At 38.2% G+C, this 18,953-nt stretch carries 18 protein-coding genes; 7 read left to right on the top strand and 11 right to left on the bottom strand.

From position 1 onward, the window contains the following. Positions 1 to 5: 5 nt before the first annotated feature. The 3 genes from nusA to acnA form a co-directional block, all read right to left on the bottom strand. A complete protein-coding gene (gene nusA, locus H3R33_RS07050; protein WP_155572340.1) occupies positions 6 to 1,535 on the bottom strand; it encodes a transcription termination factor NusA in 1,530 nt (509 codons plus the stop codon). Between the two features lie 61 nt (positions 1,536 to 1,596). Then, complete coding sequence (gene rimP / locus H3R33_RS07045) at positions 1,597 to 2,139, bottom strand: ribosome maturation factor RimP (protein WP_155568585.1); 543 nt, start codon at positions 2,137 to 2,139, stop codon at positions 1,597 to 1,599. Between the two features lie 213 nt (positions 2,140 to 2,352). Continuing rightward, positions 2,353 to 5,037 carry an aconitate hydratase AcnA gene (gene acnA / locus H3R33_RS07040; protein ID WP_198185040.1) on the bottom strand — a complete coding sequence of 895 codons (2,685 nt, stop codon included), beginning with the start codon at positions 5,035 to 5,037 and terminating at the stop codon, positions 2,353 to 2,355. Between the two features lie 183 nt (positions 5,038 to 5,220). Between acnA and ccmA the strand changes: the two genes are divergently transcribed. Beyond that, positions 5,221 to 5,841: a heme ABC exporter ATP-binding protein CcmA gene (gene ccmA / locus H3R33_RS07035; RefSeq protein WP_155569684.1), complete on the top strand. Its 621-nt coding sequence runs from the start codon at positions 5,221 to 5,223 to the stop codon at positions 5,839 to 5,841. 12 nt (positions 5,842 to 5,853) lie between these two features. Next, entirely contained in the window at positions 5,854 to 6,516 is a 663-nt protein-coding gene (ccmB, locus tag H3R33_RS07030) for a heme exporter protein CcmB (protein ID WP_155569685.1), read from the top strand. Between the two features lie 6 nt (positions 6,517 to 6,522). Here the strand turns inward: ccmB and H3R33_RS07025 are convergent, their stop codons facing one another. Then, positions 6,523 to 6,888, bottom strand: a complete 366-nt coding sequence (locus H3R33_RS07025) for a copper resistance protein CopC (RefSeq protein ID WP_198185041.1) — start codon at positions 6,886 to 6,888, stop codon at positions 6,523 to 6,525. A gap of 130 nt (positions 6,889 to 7,018) precedes the next feature. Between H3R33_RS07025 and H3R33_RS07020 the strand changes: the two genes are divergently transcribed. Then, positions 7,019 to 7,381 (top strand): hypothetical protein, encoded by a 363-nt coding sequence (locus H3R33_RS07020; RefSeq protein ID WP_155568589.1) that lies wholly within the window; start codon positions 7,019 to 7,021, stop codon positions 7,379 to 7,381. A 124-nt stretch (positions 7,382 to 7,505) separates the two neighbouring features. On the opposite strand, the gene H3R33_RS09235 is transcribed toward H3R33_RS07020, so the two are convergent. Continuing rightward, entirely contained in the window at positions 7,506 to 10,871 is a 3,366-nt protein-coding gene (locus H3R33_RS09235; RefSeq protein ID WP_198185042.1) for a S41 family peptidase, read from the bottom strand. Positions 10,872 to 11,004: 133 nt separating this feature from the next. Here H3R33_RS09235 and H3R33_RS07010 point away from each other — a divergent pair, with 133 nt between their 5' ends. After that, the gene (locus H3R33_RS07010; RefSeq protein ID WP_198185043.1) at positions 11,005 to 11,247 is read left to right on the top strand and encodes a DUF3297 family protein; all 243 of its coding nucleotides are present in this window, start codon (positions 11,005 to 11,007) and stop codon (positions 11,245 to 11,247) included. A gap of 64 nt (positions 11,248 to 11,311) precedes the next feature. Here the strand turns inward: H3R33_RS07010 and H3R33_RS07005 are convergent, their stop codons facing one another. From H3R33_RS07005 to H3R33_RS06990, 4 genes are all read right to left on the bottom strand, one after another. Then, positions 11,312 to 12,049: a dienelactone hydrolase family protein gene (locus H3R33_RS07005; protein WP_198185044.1), complete on the bottom strand. Its 738-nt coding sequence runs from the start codon at positions 12,047 to 12,049 to the stop codon at positions 11,312 to 11,314. A 21-nt stretch (positions 12,050 to 12,070) separates the two neighbouring features. Then, on the bottom strand, positions 12,071 to 12,517 hold the full coding sequence (locus H3R33_RS07000) for an META domain-containing protein (RefSeq protein ID WP_122124129.1): 447 nt from the start codon (positions 12,515 to 12,517) through the stop codon (positions 12,071 to 12,073). A gap of 91 nt (positions 12,518 to 12,608) precedes the next feature. Beyond that, the gene (gene crcB, locus H3R33_RS06995; RefSeq protein WP_110439121.1) at positions 12,609 to 12,995 is read right to left on the bottom strand and encodes a fluoride efflux transporter CrcB; all 387 of its coding nucleotides are present in this window, start codon (positions 12,993 to 12,995) and stop codon (positions 12,609 to 12,611) included. 111 nt (positions 12,996 to 13,106) lie between these two features. Next, a complete protein-coding gene (locus H3R33_RS06990; protein ID WP_198185045.1) occupies positions 13,107 to 14,402 on the bottom strand; it encodes a radical SAM protein in 1,296 nt (431 codons plus the stop codon). Between the two features lie 331 nt (positions 14,403 to 14,733). Between H3R33_RS06990 and H3R33_RS06985 the strand changes: the two genes are divergently transcribed. Next, positions 14,734 to 15,042, top strand: a complete 309-nt coding sequence (locus tag H3R33_RS06985) for a TRL-like family protein (RefSeq protein WP_155567399.1) — start codon at positions 14,734 to 14,736, stop codon at positions 15,040 to 15,042. A 143-nt stretch (positions 15,043 to 15,185) separates the two neighbouring features. Here H3R33_RS06985 and H3R33_RS06980 read toward each other — a convergent pair whose 3' ends face one another. Both H3R33_RS06980 and H3R33_RS06975 read right to left on the bottom strand, forming a co-directional pair. Continuing rightward, positions 15,186 to 16,739 carry a trypsin-like peptidase domain-containing protein gene (locus H3R33_RS06980; RefSeq protein WP_198185046.1) on the bottom strand — a complete coding sequence of 518 codons (1,554 nt, stop codon included), beginning with the start codon at positions 16,737 to 16,739 and terminating at the stop codon, positions 15,186 to 15,188. 89 nt (positions 16,740 to 16,828) lie between these two features. Further along, positions 16,829 to 17,260, bottom strand: a complete 432-nt coding sequence (locus H3R33_RS06975; RefSeq protein WP_198185047.1) for a nucleoside deaminase — start codon at positions 17,258 to 17,260, stop codon at positions 16,829 to 16,831. 234 nt (positions 17,261 to 17,494) lie between these two features. On the opposite strand from H3R33_RS06975, the gene H3R33_RS06970 reads away from it, so the two are divergent. Together H3R33_RS06970 and H3R33_RS06965 are read left to right on the top strand one after the other, a co-directional pair. Further along, positions 17,495 to 18,196 (top strand): gamma-glutamyl-gamma-aminobutyrate hydrolase family protein, encoded by a 702-nt coding sequence (locus tag H3R33_RS06970; protein ID WP_198185048.1) that lies wholly within the window; start codon positions 17,495 to 17,497, stop codon positions 18,194 to 18,196. Then, positions 18,177 to 18,953: a pseudouridine synthase gene (locus tag H3R33_RS06965; protein ID WP_198185049.1), complete on the top strand. Its 777-nt coding sequence runs from the start codon at positions 18,177 to 18,179 to the stop codon at positions 18,951 to 18,953. The genes H3R33_RS06970 and H3R33_RS06965 overlap by 20 nt, the downstream gene beginning before the upstream one ends.

The raw sequence follows: 18,953 nt of genomic DNA, 5'->3' as shown, positions 1-18,953 counted from the left end.
AAATTTTATTCTTTATCTTGACTTTCCTCGCTTCCCTCTTCTTCAAACCAATGTTCTCTGGCCTGCATAATAATTGCATTGGCTGTTTCTTCATCAATTGCATCTGCACCAAGAATCTCGATCAGTTCATCACTGGCAAGGTCAGCTAAATCATCGAGCGTTTTCACCCCTTTTTCACCCAATAAGATCAACATTTGTTGTGTAAAGCAATCAAGTTCCACAAGCTCATCCGAAACCCCAAGAGCCTGCCTTTTCTCATCCAGAGAACGATGTTGTTTTTCCAAACATTCTTCTGCCCTCTGGACAAGCTCTTGCGCGATATTTGCATCAAAACCTTCAATTTCAGCCAATTCCTGGGGATCGGCAAAAGCAAGCTCCTCAATAGTATGAAAACCTTCTGTAACCAACAGGCCGGCAATCACATCATCAACATCCAGCTCTTCGGCAAAAATAGCGGATCTGCGACGGAATTCTTCTTGTCTACGATCTGATTCTTCTGTTTCGGTCAGAATATCAATGTCCCATCGTGTCAATTGACTGGCCAAACGAACATTTTGTCCACGACGTCCAATAGCTAAACTCAATTGATCATCTGGCACCACAACCTCCACACGCCCAGCTTCCTCATCCATGACAACTTTTGTAACTTCCGCCGGTGCCAAGGCATTCACGACAAAGGTGGCCGCCTGACCGCTCCAAGGAATGATATCAATTTTTTCCCCTTGCAATTCCTGTACTACAGCTTGTACACGAGACCCCCTGACCCCAACACAAGCACCAACAGGATCAATGGTACTGTCTTTTGAAATAACAGCCATTTTCGCTCGGGAACCCGGATCTCTGGCGACTGCCTTAATCTCGATAATACCATCATAGATTTCAGGCACTTCCTGTGCAAACAATTTCGCCAAAAATGCGGGGTGCGTCCTAGATAAAAAGATCTGTGGACCACGTGGCTCCTTACGGACATCACAAATATAGGCTCTTACACGCTCTGAATTCCGAAAGTTTTCTCTTGGAATCAATTCATCACGCCTTAACAAAGCTTCGACACTGCCAATTTCCACCAACAGATTGCCATATTCAGTTCGTTTCACTGTTCCATTCACAATTTCACCAATACGGTCCTTGAAATCCTCATATTGACGATTCCGTTCACATTCACGAACACGTTGCACGATAACCTGCTTTGCAGTCTGTGCAGCGATACGGCCAAAATCTATGGGTGGCAATGGATCAATAAGATATTCACCAATCTTGATATCAGGCTGTATCTTGAGAGCAATTTTATATGGAATTTGTGAAGCCTCATTTTCAACTTCCTCCACGACTTCTGTCCATCGGGAAAGGCGCACCTCTCCCGTCTTACGATCAATTATCGCACGAATGTCTTTTTCATGACCATATTTAGCGCGTCCAGCCTTTTGAATGGCCTGTTCCATCGCTTCGAGAATCTCTTCCCGGCTAATGGCTTTTTCACGTGCAACAGCATCAGCAACCAATAACAATTCAGGACGAGCAACAGACGTATCCATTTTAACCTCACAATCTATTATACCAGATTAAACCGGTTTTGATTTTATTTTCACTTATACTTTATTCAGTTTCCGACCCAGATAAAGCATTGACCATATGACTGCATGCATCAATTAAAGAATCAGTCAGCACCAATTTAGCCTTGCGTATTTCTGACAAAGGCAATTCAATTTCAGAACCTGTATCTAAACGCATACGCGCATTCTGTTCATCCGCTCCCAAGGCAATCCCGGAAAACCGTCTTCTGCCTTCAATTGGAATCATCATTTCCACTTTGGCAAGATGACCCGCAAAACGGTTCCAATCTTTTACACGCACCAAGGGACGATCGATTCCGGCGGAGGAAACCTCCAATGTCCAGGGACCTTCCATAGGATCATGAACATCCATTACAGCACTTACAGCATGACTGATCTGTTCACAATCCTCAACATTAATCAGACTACCATCAGCCCGATCCACCATAATCTGTAAAGTCAAAGCTTGTTTGCCCAACAAAGCCACTCTAACCAACTCATATCCCATATCAATCAAAATGGGTTCAATCAAAGCGATAACACGTTGTTCAATACGTACATCAGAAATATTTTCTACGGATTCCAAAATAAAAAAGGCGGCCGACTAAGGCCACCCCCCACATCTAACGGAAGACAATTTTGTATTAATTTAACAATCTTATAAATGCTTTACAAGTAACAAATCCAAATATTTATAATTCCATGATAATGACACGTTATGTTTGGATATATTACAAATGAAAAGTGACCTGTTTAACAAATAAACAGGTCACTTACACTTTAAAACAGATTTTAAGACTTAGGCCATTAGTCTGAGAACATAAGGCAAAATGCCACCATTACGATAATATTCTACCTCTTCTTGTGTATCAACACGACAGATCACAGGAATATCCTGATGTGAACCATCATTGCGAGTTATTCTCATAATCATTTTTTGACGCGGTTTTAAAGTTTCGATACCCAAAATATCGATTTTTTCATCACCCTTCAATCCCAACGTTTTACGTGTTGTACCCTCTTCAAATAAGAGTGGCAATACACCCATTCCAACAAGATTAGAACGATGAATACGTTCAAAACTTTCAGCAATAACGGCTTTTACTCCCAACAACGTCGTACCTTTTGCCGCCCAGTCACGGGAGGAACCCATTCCGTATTCTTTACCGCCAAAAACAACCAATGGTGTATTTTCTTTTTGGTATTCCATGGCAACATCATAGATTGCCCCTTCCTTACCATCAGGATAATGCTTGCTATATCCACCTTCAACTCCTGGAACCATTTCATTACGAATACGGATATTGGCAAAAGTGCCACGCATCATGACCTCATGATTACCACGACGTGAACCATACGAGTTAAAGTCCTCTACCCTGACTCCATGTTCAGTCAAATATCTGCCGGCAGGGGAATCTTTACGAATGGAACCAGCTGGAGATATATGATCTGTTGTAACATTATCCCCTAATAACGCCAATATTCTTGCCCCTTTAATATCATGACGGGCTTCAGGATGCTGCTTCATTCCTTCAAAATAGGGAGGATTACGAACATAGGTTGATTTTGAATCCCAATCATAAGTCTGAGATCCAGTTGCCACAGCCAATCTCTGCCATTCAACCGTACCTTTACTGATATTATCATATCCCTTACGGAATTCTTCACGCGTAATCGCTGCTGCCATTACCTCTTTGATTTCCTCTGTTGAAGGCCAAATATCATGTAGATAAATTTCCTTACCATCCTTGGAAACACCAATAGGATCCTTTGTAATATCCTTACGCAAGGTTCCCAATAAAGCATAAGCGACTACCAACGGTGGACTTGCCAGATAGTTTGCGCGAACGTTTGGAGAAATACGTCCCTCAAAGTTACGGTTTCCCGAAAGAACTGCTGTTGCCACCAAATTGTTATTTTCGATAGTATCAACAATTTCTGGTGCCAGAGGACCAGAATTTCCGATACAGGTTGTACAACCATATCCAACAATATTGAATCCAAGCGCATCAAGAGATGGAATTAACCCGGCCTTTTCTAAATATTCAGTAACAACTTTTGAACCAGGTGCAAGAGACGTTTTAACCCAAGGTTTCCGCTTCAATCCCAAAGCATGTGCTTTTTTTGCCAATAAACCAGCAGCAATCATCACTTCCGTATTAGAGGTATTGGTGCATGAAGTAATTGCCGCAATTACAACTGAACCATGTTCGAGTTTGAAATCTTTACCGGCAACGGCACAAGCGACATCTTGATCTTTACCTTCAACATGGAATCCTGAAGACAGCTCTTTGACGAATGCAGAGGTTGCATCGCTGAGGCTGATACGATCTTGTGGACGACGAGGTCCTGAAATAGAGGGAACAACGTTACCAATATCCAGTTCCAAAGTATCAGTAAATTCTGGTTCTTCCGCATTCGCTTCACGGAACATACCCTGTGCTTTAAGGTAAGCTTCCACCAACTTAATCTGATGATCGTCACGACCGGTTAATTTGAGGTAATCCAAAGCTTGCTGGTCAACCGGGAAAAACCCACATGTTGCACCATATTCAGGTGCCATGTTTGCAATTGTAGCTCGTGTATAAAGTGGTAAATGATCCAAAGCCGGACCATAAAATTCAACAAACTTGCCAACAACACCCTTCTTACGTAACATCTGTGTAATTGTCAGAACAAGATCTGTTGCAGTTACACCCTTTGCCAATTTTCCTGTTAACCGGAAGCCGATAACATCCGGTATTAACATTGTAATCGGTTGCCCCAACATGGCTGCTTCAGCTTCGATACCTCCAACACCCCAGCCAAGAACACCCAATCCGTTGACCATTGTTGTATGAGAATCTGTTCCAAAAAGAGTGTCTGGATAGGCATAGGTTTTTCCATCTTCATCACGAAGCCAAACAACCTTAGCAATATGTTCCAAATTAACCTGATGACAAATTCCAGTATCAGGTGGAACAACAGAAAAACCTTTGAACGCTTCTTGTCCCCAACGAAGGAAAGCATACCGCTCAGCGTTTCGTTCAAATTCAAGCGTTATATTTTCTTTCAGTGCCGCATCAGATCCAAATTTATCGACCATTACAGAATGATCAATCACCAGATTTACCGGAATTAGTGGATTAACCTTTTGCGGATCACCTTTTAACTGGGTCATTCCTTCACGCATGGCAGCCAAATCGACAACAGCTGGAACCCCTGTAAAATCCTGCATCAAAATACGGGAAGGACGAAAAGGCACTTCGGACTGGCTATGATGATTCTTTTGCCATTCTATAATTGCCTTGGCATTGTCTACCGTAAAAGATTGACCATTTTCAAAGCGTAAAACATTTTCCAGCAATACTTTTAAGGTATTTGGTAAACGACGAAAATTACCCAATTTTTTCTCTGCTTCAACCAGTGAAAAATAATGATAGGTTTTTCCATCGACTTCCAACGTTTTACATGTTTTTAAATTATCCTGACCAATCAGTTTCATAATGATATCCTTAAATTATGTCGTTAGATAATCGTGTATAAACAACATTTTATATTTGTTATCTCGCCAATTACACTATACTTATTATATCTTGAATATCATAAAAGCAATTATTCATGGGCTTTTACAATTTCACTAAACAGTGTACTTTTGTAACTTAAAATCATTTTTGAAACCCTTTTCATGACCGTATCTATTGTCAATCTAACCACATTTCGAAATGAAAAACTGGTCCTGAACAATATCAATTTTTCTCTATCTGCAGGGGAAAGTCTCTGTATCCATGGTCCAAATGGCGTTGGCAAAAGTACGTTATTAAGAATTCTCGCAGGGTTCAGAAAACCAGATTCAGGTAATGTTTTATGGAATTCCAGAAACATCTTTGAACATCATGAAATTTATGAAAATTATCTTCAAACTATTGCCTGGTTGGGTCATTCAAACGCCTTAAAACCAATTATGACTGTGAGAGAGAACCTGCAGTTATATTCAAAATTTTACAAAACCAATCTTCACGATTGTTTGAAAAAATTTAATTTATACCATTTAATTGATACTCCCGTTCGATTATTATCTGCTGGTCAAAAACGTCGCACAGCTCTGGCTCGCATTTTGCTTAAACCTGCAACAATTTGGTTGCTAGATGAACCAACCGTTGGGTTGGATAGAGAAAACATGATCAATCTTGCTGAAATATTTGCCTCCTTTCAAAAAAACGGTGGCATGATTTTAGTCAGTACACATACAGATCTTCCGTTGATCAACGCAAGATCTCTTAATCTTTCACTCCCTTCCTTACATTAAGAGATCATTCCCATGCCTTTCATTCTTCTTTTACAACGAGAAATATTACTTTCTTTCCGGCATGCCAGTGATACCGTTGGAACAATCCTGTTTTTTATTTTGACATCGACTCTTTTCCCACTTGCGCTTGGACCAGAACCTCAAAGACTTCAGCAAATAGCCCCCGCCATTTTGTGGGTTTGCGCCCTGTTGGCCGCTTTGTTGCCTATGGAACGCATATTCCAGCAAGATTATGAGGATGGATCCCTAGATCAATTTTTTTTGCTTGGAATATCTCCCTCTACCTTGGCTTTCACCAAAATGACAGGCCACTGGTTATGTACAGGGATCCCTCTTCTCTGCGCCAGTATCCCCTTAACAATTTTATATAACTTACCCATATCAATCCTGCCCATTTTTATTATCAGTCTTTCACTTGGAACCGCCTGTCAATCTCTTGTTGGGGGAATGACAAATTCTATTGCCCTTGGAGCCAAGAAAAACTCTTTTTTGCTCCCTTTATTAACTTTTCCCTTGTTAACCCCCGTCCTTATTTTTGGCACCATGCTTATTGATGCAAAATTAAATAATCTCGCATTCCTACCCAATCTTCAATTACTCGGGGCATGTTTTGCTATTGCTCTACCTTTTTGCCCACTTGCTGCTGGGGCAGGTTTACGATTGGCAATAGAATGAACAAAATCAGGGATTAACAGCCTCAAAAGGAATTTCACCTGTACTTTCCTCCCCCTTCCAATTCCAAACATGCCATTGCAAGATATATTGCCCCGCTTTTAACGGATATGATGTTTTAACTTCCCTGTGATTTAAAGCAGTTGTTGCGGGAATCAAATCAGGTTGTCCAGATTGATTTATCAACAACAAACGACTGCGGAAAGGATCAAATTCATGGTCATAAATCAAATGAATTTCTTGATTCCCAGCCTTAATTTTCTGATGTGGCTGAGGATTGGAAAACTTTAAACCGATTGCTTTAGCTGTACCAGTCGATAATAACAAGGCAGTACAGCAGGCCATAAAAATTAATTTATTTTGTTTTATACTCATTTTGAAAGCCCTTTTAAATTTATTCTTTCAAATCTTTCAAAAAAAACTATAGCCCTATAAAATGGTTAAAACCAGTCCTTACAATAATGACTGCGATCACTTACCTATTAATACTCAACTGGAAAGATAAATGATCTTTCATCTGCGCTCTTTGGCTGTAACCATAATTGCTGGAATTAGCCTAAATATCCTGTTTACCTGTAAAGCTGTCGCCCAATATAAACGATGCTGGCTGGAAAATGGTGTTGTTACTATCAACTGCGCCCCTGCTGATGGTTATTTTTTCATAAATAAACAAAATATATATAAAAAATGTCCAATAGTTGCAGGTAGTTTAGAAAAATCCTGTAATATAGAAGATGGTTATGGGTTATTTTATAAAAATTATCATTGGTATCAATGTCCCGTACAACAAGGTAAAAAATTGGATCATTGTACTTTGGCTTCCGGATACCAGATTATTAAACTGCATCAAACTTTTTTAAAAGACTAACGATCTTTCAACATTTTGAATGTTCAAAAATCAATGTGACGGCTGTTATCTCTTCTTACTGCTTATATAAACTCTAAAAATGATAACTGTATGGCTTATATTAAGATACCATACAGTTTGAACCCTATTTCCTGTTAAAGGGGATACCGTTCTCAGGATAAGCGGTTTTCCAGGAAGGAGACTGAGGCATAGATACAGGATGATCCCTTAACTCTTTTAGCAAATAATCTATTGCCGTTTCCAATTGTCTATCATGCCCATGCTGTAATTCATCTGGAGTATTCTCAATTTCAATATCTGGATCGACCCCGTGATTTTCAATAATCCATTCTGATTGTAATCCATACAAGCTTTCTTCTGGAATAGTAATATACCCCCCATCCCTTAGAGACCAAAAACCGCGAATACCACGTACGCCACCCCAGGTCCGCTTGCCAATCAGTTTACCCAAACCATATTTACGAAAATAATAAGGAAAGATATCACCATCAGATGCAGAATACTGGTTGATTAACGTAACCTTAGGTCCAACAATCAACTGTTCAGGCAAGGAATGAGCCATTTTTTCACGGTTCGTGGTCATTCCCACCAAAATTCTCCTTAAACGCTCAAGAAGAATTTCATCGATAAAACCACCACCGTTCCAGCGATCATCAATAATAACTGCCTGTCTATCCAGCTGGGCATAAAACTGACGAATAAACTGCTGCAATCCAAGCTCTTCCATATCTGAAAGATAAATATAGGCTATTTTTCCACCTGATAAACGATCAACCAGTCGACGATTATGTTCAATCCAGTCTTTCTCTCTTAATGACAGTTCACTTTTAATCGTATTGACTGTTACATTTTTCATGGCTTTTGTTTGCCGATCCTCAAAAGAGAGTTGAACAGGATTTTCGAGCCCGACAAAAAACCGGTAAGGGTTGATATCACTTTTTACCTCTTGACCATTTACCCTTAACAGATAATCACCTGCATGAATATTAAATCCGGGTTCCGATAAAGGACTGCGATAGGCTTTGCGACTATTATCCCCGGAATATATTTTTGCCAAATAATAACGCTGCTTCTGTGCATCATAAGCAAAGTCAACCCCCAATAAGGCTGTAGGAACTATTTTTATCAAATTCTGTTGATCTCCACCTCCAACATATGTATGTGAATTGCCGATTTCTCCAACCATCTGACCAATAAGATAATTGATATCCGATCTTGATCCAGCCAATGGCAATAATTTGGCATAACGATCATGAATTTCATGCCAGTTCTGTCCATTCATTTGGGGATTAACGAAAAGATCACGCTGTAGACGCCAGGCATTATCAAACATTTCCCGCCACTCTTCAGATGGAATGACAAAACTTGTTAATGATTCAAGCTTTAATGATTTATCTTCCGTATGTTTTTCCTTGGCATCACTAATAACCCACTGGTTATTCTTGTTATATAAAAATTTCTGACCGTCATACGAAAGACTATAATTCTGAATACCCTGTTCAATTATGGTATCTTTTCTCTGTTTAATGTCATAAACATGCAACGCAGGTTTTTCACCCGGAAATTCACTAGAAATCGTTTGTGGAGGACTCATCAAGTAATAAACCTTATCCCCTGCAATCTGCATATCTGTAATCATGCCACCTTCAATTGGTAGGGGAACAATTCGATCTTCCAATCCTTTTTCATCGATCTGAATTGAAGAGATCGTTTTTCTATTCTTCTCTCTTATAACCCTATCTTTATCTGTAATTCCCTCATCAGAACGAGGGGCGAATAAGGATGGGGTTGCAACCTGTAGGGTTGCCACATATATTCCCGCGCTTTTAACCGTCATGGCGTTCATCTCATTGTCAGCAAAAACAGTATTTTCATGACGATTGGAAACAAAATATAAATATTTTCCATCAGCAGAAAATAATGGCAAATAATCATTATTGTTTCCGGATGTTAGCTGAACAATCTTATTCGTAGCAAAGTTATAAGCCCAAATTGCCCGTTGCTGATTGGATTGCGTTAAACTATAAACCAACCAATGACTGTCAGGAGAAAAACTAAAATCATGTATTTCCGCATGAATATCGGTAGCAATTTTTTTTACGGATTTACCCTCAAAATCAACTGTCCATAAATTATGGTTGCCATCTGAAAAGGCAAGCTGTTTTCCATCCGGAGAAAAATGCGGAGCATAATAATAACCTGACTTGAAATGGGTTAAAAGCCGTTCGGCACCTCCCAGAGATGGACGAACAGCAATATTCTGTTCACCATCACTATCTGTTGTATAGGCGATCCATTTCCCATCCGGTGACCAGACGGGATGATCTGCATCTACATTACTTGCATTAATCAAATTTCGGATAGCTCCATTTTCAACAGGAACGGTGAATATATTTCCCCTTGCGGCAAAAGCGGCCCGTTTTCCATTTGGAGCAATCGAGAAATCAGATTGTTGGGCAGAATCAGTTTTACGTACATCATCAGTCAAAGACACATAACGACGCATGATTTTTATACCATCATCCGGTACAATAACATGGATTTCATGCAGGTGCTCCGATGGAAGATCAAGCACGTATAAATGACCGCCCTGTTGAAAGACAATGCCTTGATCACCCAATGACGGAAAATCAATATCATAATCGGTAAAATGCGTTACCTGGCGTTTTTTTCCTGTCGTTTTGTCATAAACCCATAAATTAACGCGTCGATTGGCATCCCTGTCAGATAAAAAATAAATTTTGTCCTGATACCACATCGGAATGGTATCTGTGCCTTTCCAATGAGTTATTTGTTCCAGTTTTTTTGTATCAAAATCATAAATATAAATATCCTGTGCCAGACCACCATCATAACGTTTCCAGGTTCGAAAATCACGATAGATACGGGTATAAGCAATTTTTTTTCCATCACAATCATAACTTAAAAATCCAGAACGATCCAGGGGAAGCGCTTTTGGCAGACCACCTTTTATGGATACGGAAAAAGGCAAACTCATCCAGCTGTTCCACGCATTGCGACGAGATAAAAATACGATTGATTTCGAATCCGGTGTCCAGGTGACAACCATATTATCAGGCCCCCAACGTTCCGGTGCAGAAGCAACAATGTCAGAATGATAGGTTAATCGTTTGACCTCTCCACCCGCAGCGGGCATGAGATAGACGTCTCTATTGCCTTGATAGCTTCCTGTAAAAGCTAGCCATTGACCATCCGGTGAAAATCTCGGCATCAAATCCTCACCCTGTTCGGAAGTCAACCGAACAGCCGTTCCACCTGATTTTGAAACCTGCCAAAGATTACCCCGTGCCGAAAAAACAATTTTATTCCCATGTAAAGTTGGATAACGCATGAGAACTTGATTGTTTAAAGTTTGACTTTCCTGGGCAAGACCTGGAAAAAAAGTTCCTGCACAACCGATCATTCCGACATGAAACAATATCGTATTTACTAACAACCTATTCCATCTGTTCATGCCAAATCCACGCACTTTATTATCTCCATCTGTTCATGCCCTTTTCAGCCATTAAAATCTTCAATAGCAAAATTGCTTGTCAGGCCGAATCATTTTTTTGTAATAAGTTAAAAACTTATCGCTAAAATCACAACAAGGAAACCTAAAAATGTCAGACGTGCTTCCCGATCGCCTTTCTGCCGATCCACAAAGCCCATACTATAATGAAGAGCTTTTAAACCGTGGAGTTGGTATTCGCTTTAAAGGAGTGGAAAAAGATAATGTTATTGAATATTGTCTGAGCGAACAATGGGTCAAGGTATCCATCGGCAATACATTGACACGCAGTGGCAAGCCCATGAGCATGAAACTCAACGGTCCTGTTGAAGCATACCTCAAAGAGGAAAAATAATATTAAAAATTAAAGTAACGTAAATTTAAATATCATTCATACGTTACTTTATATCGACAACAATCTAAAAAGAATCCATTAAAAACCGAATGACAAGCCCCATACACGTTTGAAACAGGGCGGGATCATAGCGTGGCCCTTCATCCCTTAAAAAAGCGTGCTGGGCATTGAATTCATGCCATTCATACTGAACCTCTGCTTTTTCCAGGGCTTCACGAATCAATTGCCGACCCGCAAAAGGGATATGGGGATCCTGTTTTCCCCATGTAAACATAACCTTTCCCTTGATATCCTTAAATCGTTTCAAGGTATCATCCCTTTGCCCCTTACCAAGGGTGGCATCATGCACATTGGTGGCATAAAAACAGACAGCTACTGATATTTCAGGGTTCAGGGCAGCTCTTAACGCTAAATGCCCTCCTAAACATACCCCCATTGATCCAATCTTGCCATTAGAATAAGGATAGGTTTTTAACCATTCAATAACTGACGTCGTATCGGAATCATAAGCGGAAACAGGTTTTTCAAATTTCAAACAGTTACCCCGATTCGTTCCTTCCTTATCATATTCCAAGGCAACACCTGGATTTTCATATTCATGATAGACTTCTGGAACAATAACAATATAACCCTGCCCTGCTATATAAGATGCCAAACGACGAATTGGCTGAGTTACCTGATAAATTTCGGAGTAAAATATGATCGCCGTATATTTTCCCTCTTTGACAGGTCGGAAAATATGACAACGCATCAAGCCTGTTGGCGTGTTAAGATCCTCTGCCTCATTCGAATAAATAATCACCCATTCATCCTTTTGTTATCATTATTTAAAATATTTTGCGGTTATTAATATCTTATTATTTTCATCAAGCAACCTTAGATATTTTCCACCAATGGAAACTGATTTAACCAATTTTAACTTGTCAAAGAAAAATTCATCCTGCGCATTAACCTGGGGATCCAAACAGGTATTTTGCTGACGTTCAATTTTACTGATTGTAATTTGGTTTCCATTGTTTTGAAAAAATCCAAGAAATTTATTACATAAACCACTTCCATTAATTCGATGTGTATAAGGATTAAAACTTAAATATGTGAATTTCTGATCATTTTGATAGGATTTAATAAATGTTTTTTGATGACTTAAATGTTCAACACGCCATATTGATTCATCAAAAGGAGCTTTACTTTTTGAATCTTGGGCAAAAGCTGAATTTATTCCTGCCCCCAATAACCCCATACCGAAAATCATTACAATAATTTTTTTCATTTAAATTTATCCTTCTATTGCGCTTTCCCATTCAAGTAAATCTACCTAATCATACGAATGAGTTGAAGTAAACAAAATGAATGCAAAACAATCAATGAAAACAAGATCTCATCATATAAACCGTTGCAATTCCGAGAATGGTCAATCCTATTGAACAAATAAGATGCGTAAACACTATAATTCCTGCCCACATAAAACGCCCTTCTTGCATGGAAAGAACAACTTCTGCAGAAAAAGATGAAAAGGTTGATAAACCACCCAAAAAACCCGTAATAATGAAGAGGCGCCATGGTAGCAGGACTGGAATTACCACAAAAATTGCCACGGCAATACCAATAAAATAACCAGCAAGACAATTGGCAGCCAAAGTTCCAAGAGGTAAATAAGGAAAAAAAGCGTTCAAGGCAATCCCCAACCACCAGCGCAACAGACAGCCCAAAGCCCCACCTATACTGACCATCATAATTGAATTGATCATTCATTTACCTTGTTCATACAATTTATTGAATCAATCCTATAAATAAATCATTCAAAATATTAATAATAATTTGATAATCATAAATAAAACTATTCATCAAATTGATATAATTTATTTTTTTATTATCATATTATTACTTATTTCAATTAACTGATCATAAAAATCATGAATATTAATAATATCTTTTATATTAGTTTCAAAGATATTTCTCTCCACTTTTTTTCCCTGTATATTTGAATAGGCCTCAACAAATACCTTTAGATGACCATCCCATGATAATCTAAGCATAAATTGACCGACAAATCTATTTACTGATATTTTCCTTTGATCTGCCTCTTCAACCTGAAGATCCTGTAAAAAAAATAACTTGTCATTATTTGGCAAGGTCTTACACAACCTTCTTAAATTCACCCAATCACTATCATTTAAAAATTCTCTCTCTTTGAAATCCTTTGAAAGATAAGGGGTATCGAATGTATTGCGAATTTCCACTTTAGAAGCATTATAATCCTTAACAAGCCTATTAAATAAATCTGGCAATTCTTTCAAGTTAGACTGATATGCCATGACTATAAATTGTATTCTAATTGGATGAACAGATGTCAGGACCGCTTTTTTCAACTTCTCCATATTTTCCAAAAAAACATATTGTTTGGCACCTTTTCTCAATTGTTCATAAATTACAGAATCAAAGGATTCAAGAGAAATATTGATATGATCTATCCCGGAATTAACAAGCCAATTAAAAAACTGATCTGACATTCTCTTGGCCAGATTAGTTGTAAAAAAAATTTTATTTCTATAAATTTCAGGAACCTTCTCTATATAATCCTTTAATTTGGGATGAAGAGTAGGTTCATGCAGACATGAAAACCAAAATTCACTGTTCCGAATATAAGGCAAAAAACGTAAAGCTGACTCTATAACCTCTTCACTCATAAAATATGTTTTATTTGTCGAGGTATAATCATACAAACAGAATGGGCAGCGTAAGTTACAATTATTAACAATATCCATTGCCATATGTACAAATGGTTGAAATTCCAATCTAATATTTGATGCAAAAGGTATTTTATAATTTGAATTTTTTACTCGAATAACAACATTTTCATGCTCTTTCACACTGAGTACACGTGGGAATTTCATATAGAATGCATAATAACAGCTCCCATCTCCAATTTCTTTAATCGTTTCATAATGCAATTTATCAGCTACAGAAGAGACCAGTATTTCATTTGTCTTCTGCAAAATTGCTTCACAAATCAAACGCTGATTAGGAAAATCCTGATTACATACCCAACCATATGCATATGAATCACTCAATTCATCTACAAATCCTATAAAAGGCTCATGAACTGTAAATAAGGATTTTAATTTCTTTAATAGTTTTTTAGAAATATTATACATTATGCAGATTCATAAAAATGAAGGCTGGCTTTATATAATACATATTCGAAAAAATTACGATAAATAAAATATATTTGTACAGAAATAAAATTGGTGAGCCATAAAAAACAATAAATTATTTATAAAATTTCATGAACGGTTATATATGATCTTCAATTTGATTGATCAATCCTGTACAAAACCAGTAATAATTTCATAATGTTTATATTTATAATATGCAATATTTATGATTGAAATTCAATAAAAGAACCGCTATTAAAAACCCGTAATTAATTTATTAATAAATAATTACATATTTTAGTACTTATTTTAATATATTATTGGATTTATAATGAAAAAACTGTTTTTTTTACTAGCAACCACGGGATTACTAGCCGGATGTGCGGGTGGTAAATCACCCGTGGGACTAGCTTTAATCAGTAATGTAAAAGGCCCTATTTCAGCAACTGATCACACTGTCACCTCAAAAAAAGGCGCAAGTTGTGCCCACAATCTACTAGGTATTGTTGCAAGCGGGGATGCATCAATTGATTCTGCCAAAAAGAAGGCAGGCATAACAAAAGTTTCTTCTGTTGATTATAAAACCACAGGTATTTTCCCTTTTTATGGAAAAACCTGTGTCAATATAAAAGGGGAATAACTTCCTTTATATAAATAATTAACTTTTTTGGAAGTTGTTTATGAATTATTAATATAAACAATTTCTAAAAAGTGTTTTTTTCGCTTTATAAATAAGAAACAACACTTTGCGATCACTTTTAATTTGCTGACAATCATTGCGATTTAATCATTATCTCCGAGTGTGACAGCGATAAATATGGACTGGCCATCTCTTAAAATCCTCAATAAAACAGTTTTGTCTGTTTTTAGAGATGAACTAATCAACCGGTTCGCCATTTCCGGTTTATCAACATCTTGGTTATTAACGGATACAATGACATCACCGTTCTGCAATCCGGCATGATCAGCTGGGGAATCGTTTTTAATCGAGGTAACAATTACCCCCTTGATTTTTTCATCAATACCAGCCTGTTGCCTTATTTCAGGGGTTAATAATGATAAGGAGACACCCAAACTGCCAGGAGCAGGCGCTGGTGTTTTTTTACTCTTGGTATCCTCGTTTAGATTACCTACCTGAACCTTTACAACTTTCCGCGTGCCATTTCGCAAAATATTCAGATCAATCATTGTATTTGGAGTAATAGCCGCAACCTGATTGGCAAGATCCCTCGGATTTTCAACCTTTTTATCATTCAAAGAAAGAATGACGTCCCCAACCTTCAATTGGGCCTTTTCAGCAGGACTATTATTTGCAACAGATGCAATCAAAACTCCTTTCGGTGGAATACCATGCTCAGAGGGAGGCAATTTTAACATTTTCACCATTGAAGGTGTGATCATCTGGCCCATAACCCCTAAATAACCACGGGTAACATGTCCTGTCTTTTCCAATTGAGTAACGACATTTTTCACCGTATTTGATGGAATGGCAAACCCGATACCGATTGATCCTCCTGAAGGAGATAAAATTGCTGTATTAACACCGATAACCTTACCATCTTGAGAAAAAAGAGGTCCTCCCGAATTTCCACGATTGATTGGAGCATCAACCTGGATAAAGGAATCGTAAGGAGTATCACCGATATCCCTTCCCCGGGCAGATACAATCCCTGCGGTAACGGTACCCCCCAAACCATATGGATCTCCAACTGCAATTACCCATTCACCAGGCTCAATACCATTTGAATCTCCAAGCTGGATAAATGGCAAAGATTTTTCAGACTGGATTTTTAACAACGCCAAATCTGTTTTTGAATCCCTTCCAATAATTTTTGCCTGATATTTCGCACCAGTCTCCAGGGCAATCGTTATTTTCTTCGCCCCTTTAACAACATGATTATTGGTTACGATATAACCATCAGGCGAAATGATAAATCCTGATCCACGTGCCTCAGCCACCTGCTTGGGCATTTGTTGTGGAAACATGGGAAAGGGAAAAGGAAACGGAAACGGATTCATATTATCATCGCCATTGGGAAATCCATTTCCCATCATTGAATCATCATTGTCTCCGACAACAACCCGTGAAGTAATGGATACAACAGCAGGTTTGACCTGTTTGACTAAATTTACAAAATTAGGCAGATTTTGCGTTGAGGTTACCGGCTTGATCGCATCAGAATGATCCTTTAACAAATCTGTTGCCTGGGCTGAATTATAACCTGTGACTGCACTGCCCAGCACTAAAGAAGCCAATAAACCCTGTTTAATTTTTTTTCCACAAACATGATTTATAAGCTCTAGAACCGTTTGCTTTTTTTTAGAATATTTATCCATAAAATTCCTCGTAATTTCTTTATTTTTACATAAAATTAATTATTTAAGAAATAATATGATGATCAATTATGGCAAAAATTAAAAATTTTTTACCGTAAATTCATAAAAAAATTTCTTAATAATTTTTGACAGGCATGCTCCCGAACACCTCCTATTATTTCGGGATGATACATCGTTTGCTGGTGTGAAAATATACGCGCCCCATGCTCTATTCCCCCACCTTTTGAATCATATGCTCCAAATACAATTCTTGCGATCCGAGCATGCATTGCAGCAGCGGCACACATAGGACAGGGTTCTAATGTAACGACCAGACTATATCCCATAAGCCGTTTACTCTTGACTTTTAGACAAGCTTTTTTCAAAACGATCATTTCGGCATGCGCCAAAGGATTTTGATGCACCTCTACCTGATTAAAAGCCTGCGCAACAATCTTGTTTTCCGGTGACAAAACAAGCGCTCCAACCGGAATCTCTCCCCGCTGATATGCTTTCCTCGCAAGATGCAGAGCCTGATCCATTCTCCAGTAAGATTGTTTAGAATATAATGATATCATATCTTAAAATTAATACATGTTATAATTCTATAGTAAATTTTGAATATAGAATATGTCATCTAAATCACCAATTCTTTCAATTAGAAGAACTATTTTCATCTTTAGTTAAAAGATACTTTGACAAAAATATCTTTTTCTTATTAAAAACGTCTATCCAATTTATTCTCCCTTAACATTCACCACCTCCATGATTCTTGTATGACAAATTCTTCTTTACCCTTGATTGGCATCACGCTGGATAGTGGTACAATTCCCTTTACAGATAATCACAACATTTGTTCCTATATTCTGGACAGAAACTTAAAAACAAGTGTTCTTGAGGCAGGTGGAATTCCGTTGGGTATTTTTCCAGTCAATCAAAAGAATTTATCAATGATTCTTGACAAAATGGATGGGCTTATCCTTTATAAAAATAAATTTTCCGACTCTTCAAAAAATCATGATCCCTTTGAACAAAATCTTCTTCAATATGCTTGGGGAAAAAACATTCCCATTCTGGCTATTGCAGGTGGGGCCTGTCACATGACCTTTTTTCTCCAAGGGGAATTATATAAAAATATTCAAACGGAATTGCCTGAAAGCCTTCCCCATATTCAAATAAATTCTCCCTATCAAGGAAGTCACTGCATTCAACTTCAGCCAAAAAGCTGTTTATATTCTTTAACCAAGCGAACAAAATGGATGGTAAATTCTTTTCATCAATCTGGAATAAAATCTGCAGGAAAAGGGATCCCAAGTGCCCTTGCCAAAGATAACACTATCGAAGCAATTGAAGATCCTTCAAGGTTTTTTTTTGTTGGTGTACAATGGCATCCTGAATTTGCTGTTGATTATACTGATCGCAAATTATTTTCAGCACTAATTGCCAAGGCCAGAACCTATGCCCAAAACAGATCCTGATTCTCCCAATCTCTCATTTTCAAAAGGAGAACGCATTGCCAAATGGCTTGCACGTGCAGGTGTGGCATCCAGAAGAGATGCTGAGAAACTGGTTTCAGAAGGTAAAGTCTTTATTAACCAACAGCAAATCACCCAACCCGCCACCTTTGTCTCGAATAATGACAATGTCTATGTTAATGGAAAACTCATTGCTTATCCAGAACATTCTCGTTTGTGGCGATATCACAAACCTGTTGGCCTGATAACCACCCACAAAGACCCAGAAGGACGACCCACTGTTTTCGGTGCACTCCCGCCTAACATGCCACGTGTTATCAGTGTAGGTAGATTGGATTTAAATAGTGAAGGCCTTCTACTACTCACCAACGATGGCTCCCTGGCAAGGCAGCTGGAACTTCCCTCCAATCACTGGGTGCGTCGATATCGGGTCCGGGTATTTGGTCATATCGTACAAGCAAAACTGGATCAGCTAAAAGATGGCATTACAGTTGAAGGAATACACTATTCCCCAATCATTGCCAAAATCGATTCACAAAAAGGAATGAATGCTTGGCTTACAGTTTCATTACAGGAAGGTCGTAACCGGGAAATCAGACGTGTTATGCAACATTTTGATTTACAAGTTAATCGTCTAATCCGAATTGCCTATGGACCTTTCCAGCTGGGTTCATTACCAAAAAATAGCCTTGATGAGGTTTCGGGAAAAGTCATTAGAGAACAAACGGGTAAACACATACCTTTATCCAGAAATAAATAG

The sequence above is a fragment of the Commensalibacter sp. B14384M2 genome (genome assembly GCF_016101865.1).
Taxonomy (GTDB): Bacteria; Pseudomonadota; Alphaproteobacteria; order Acetobacterales; family Acetobacteraceae; genus Commensalibacter; species Commensalibacter melissae.
This window is presented reverse-complemented; position numbering and strand designations above follow the sequence as displayed.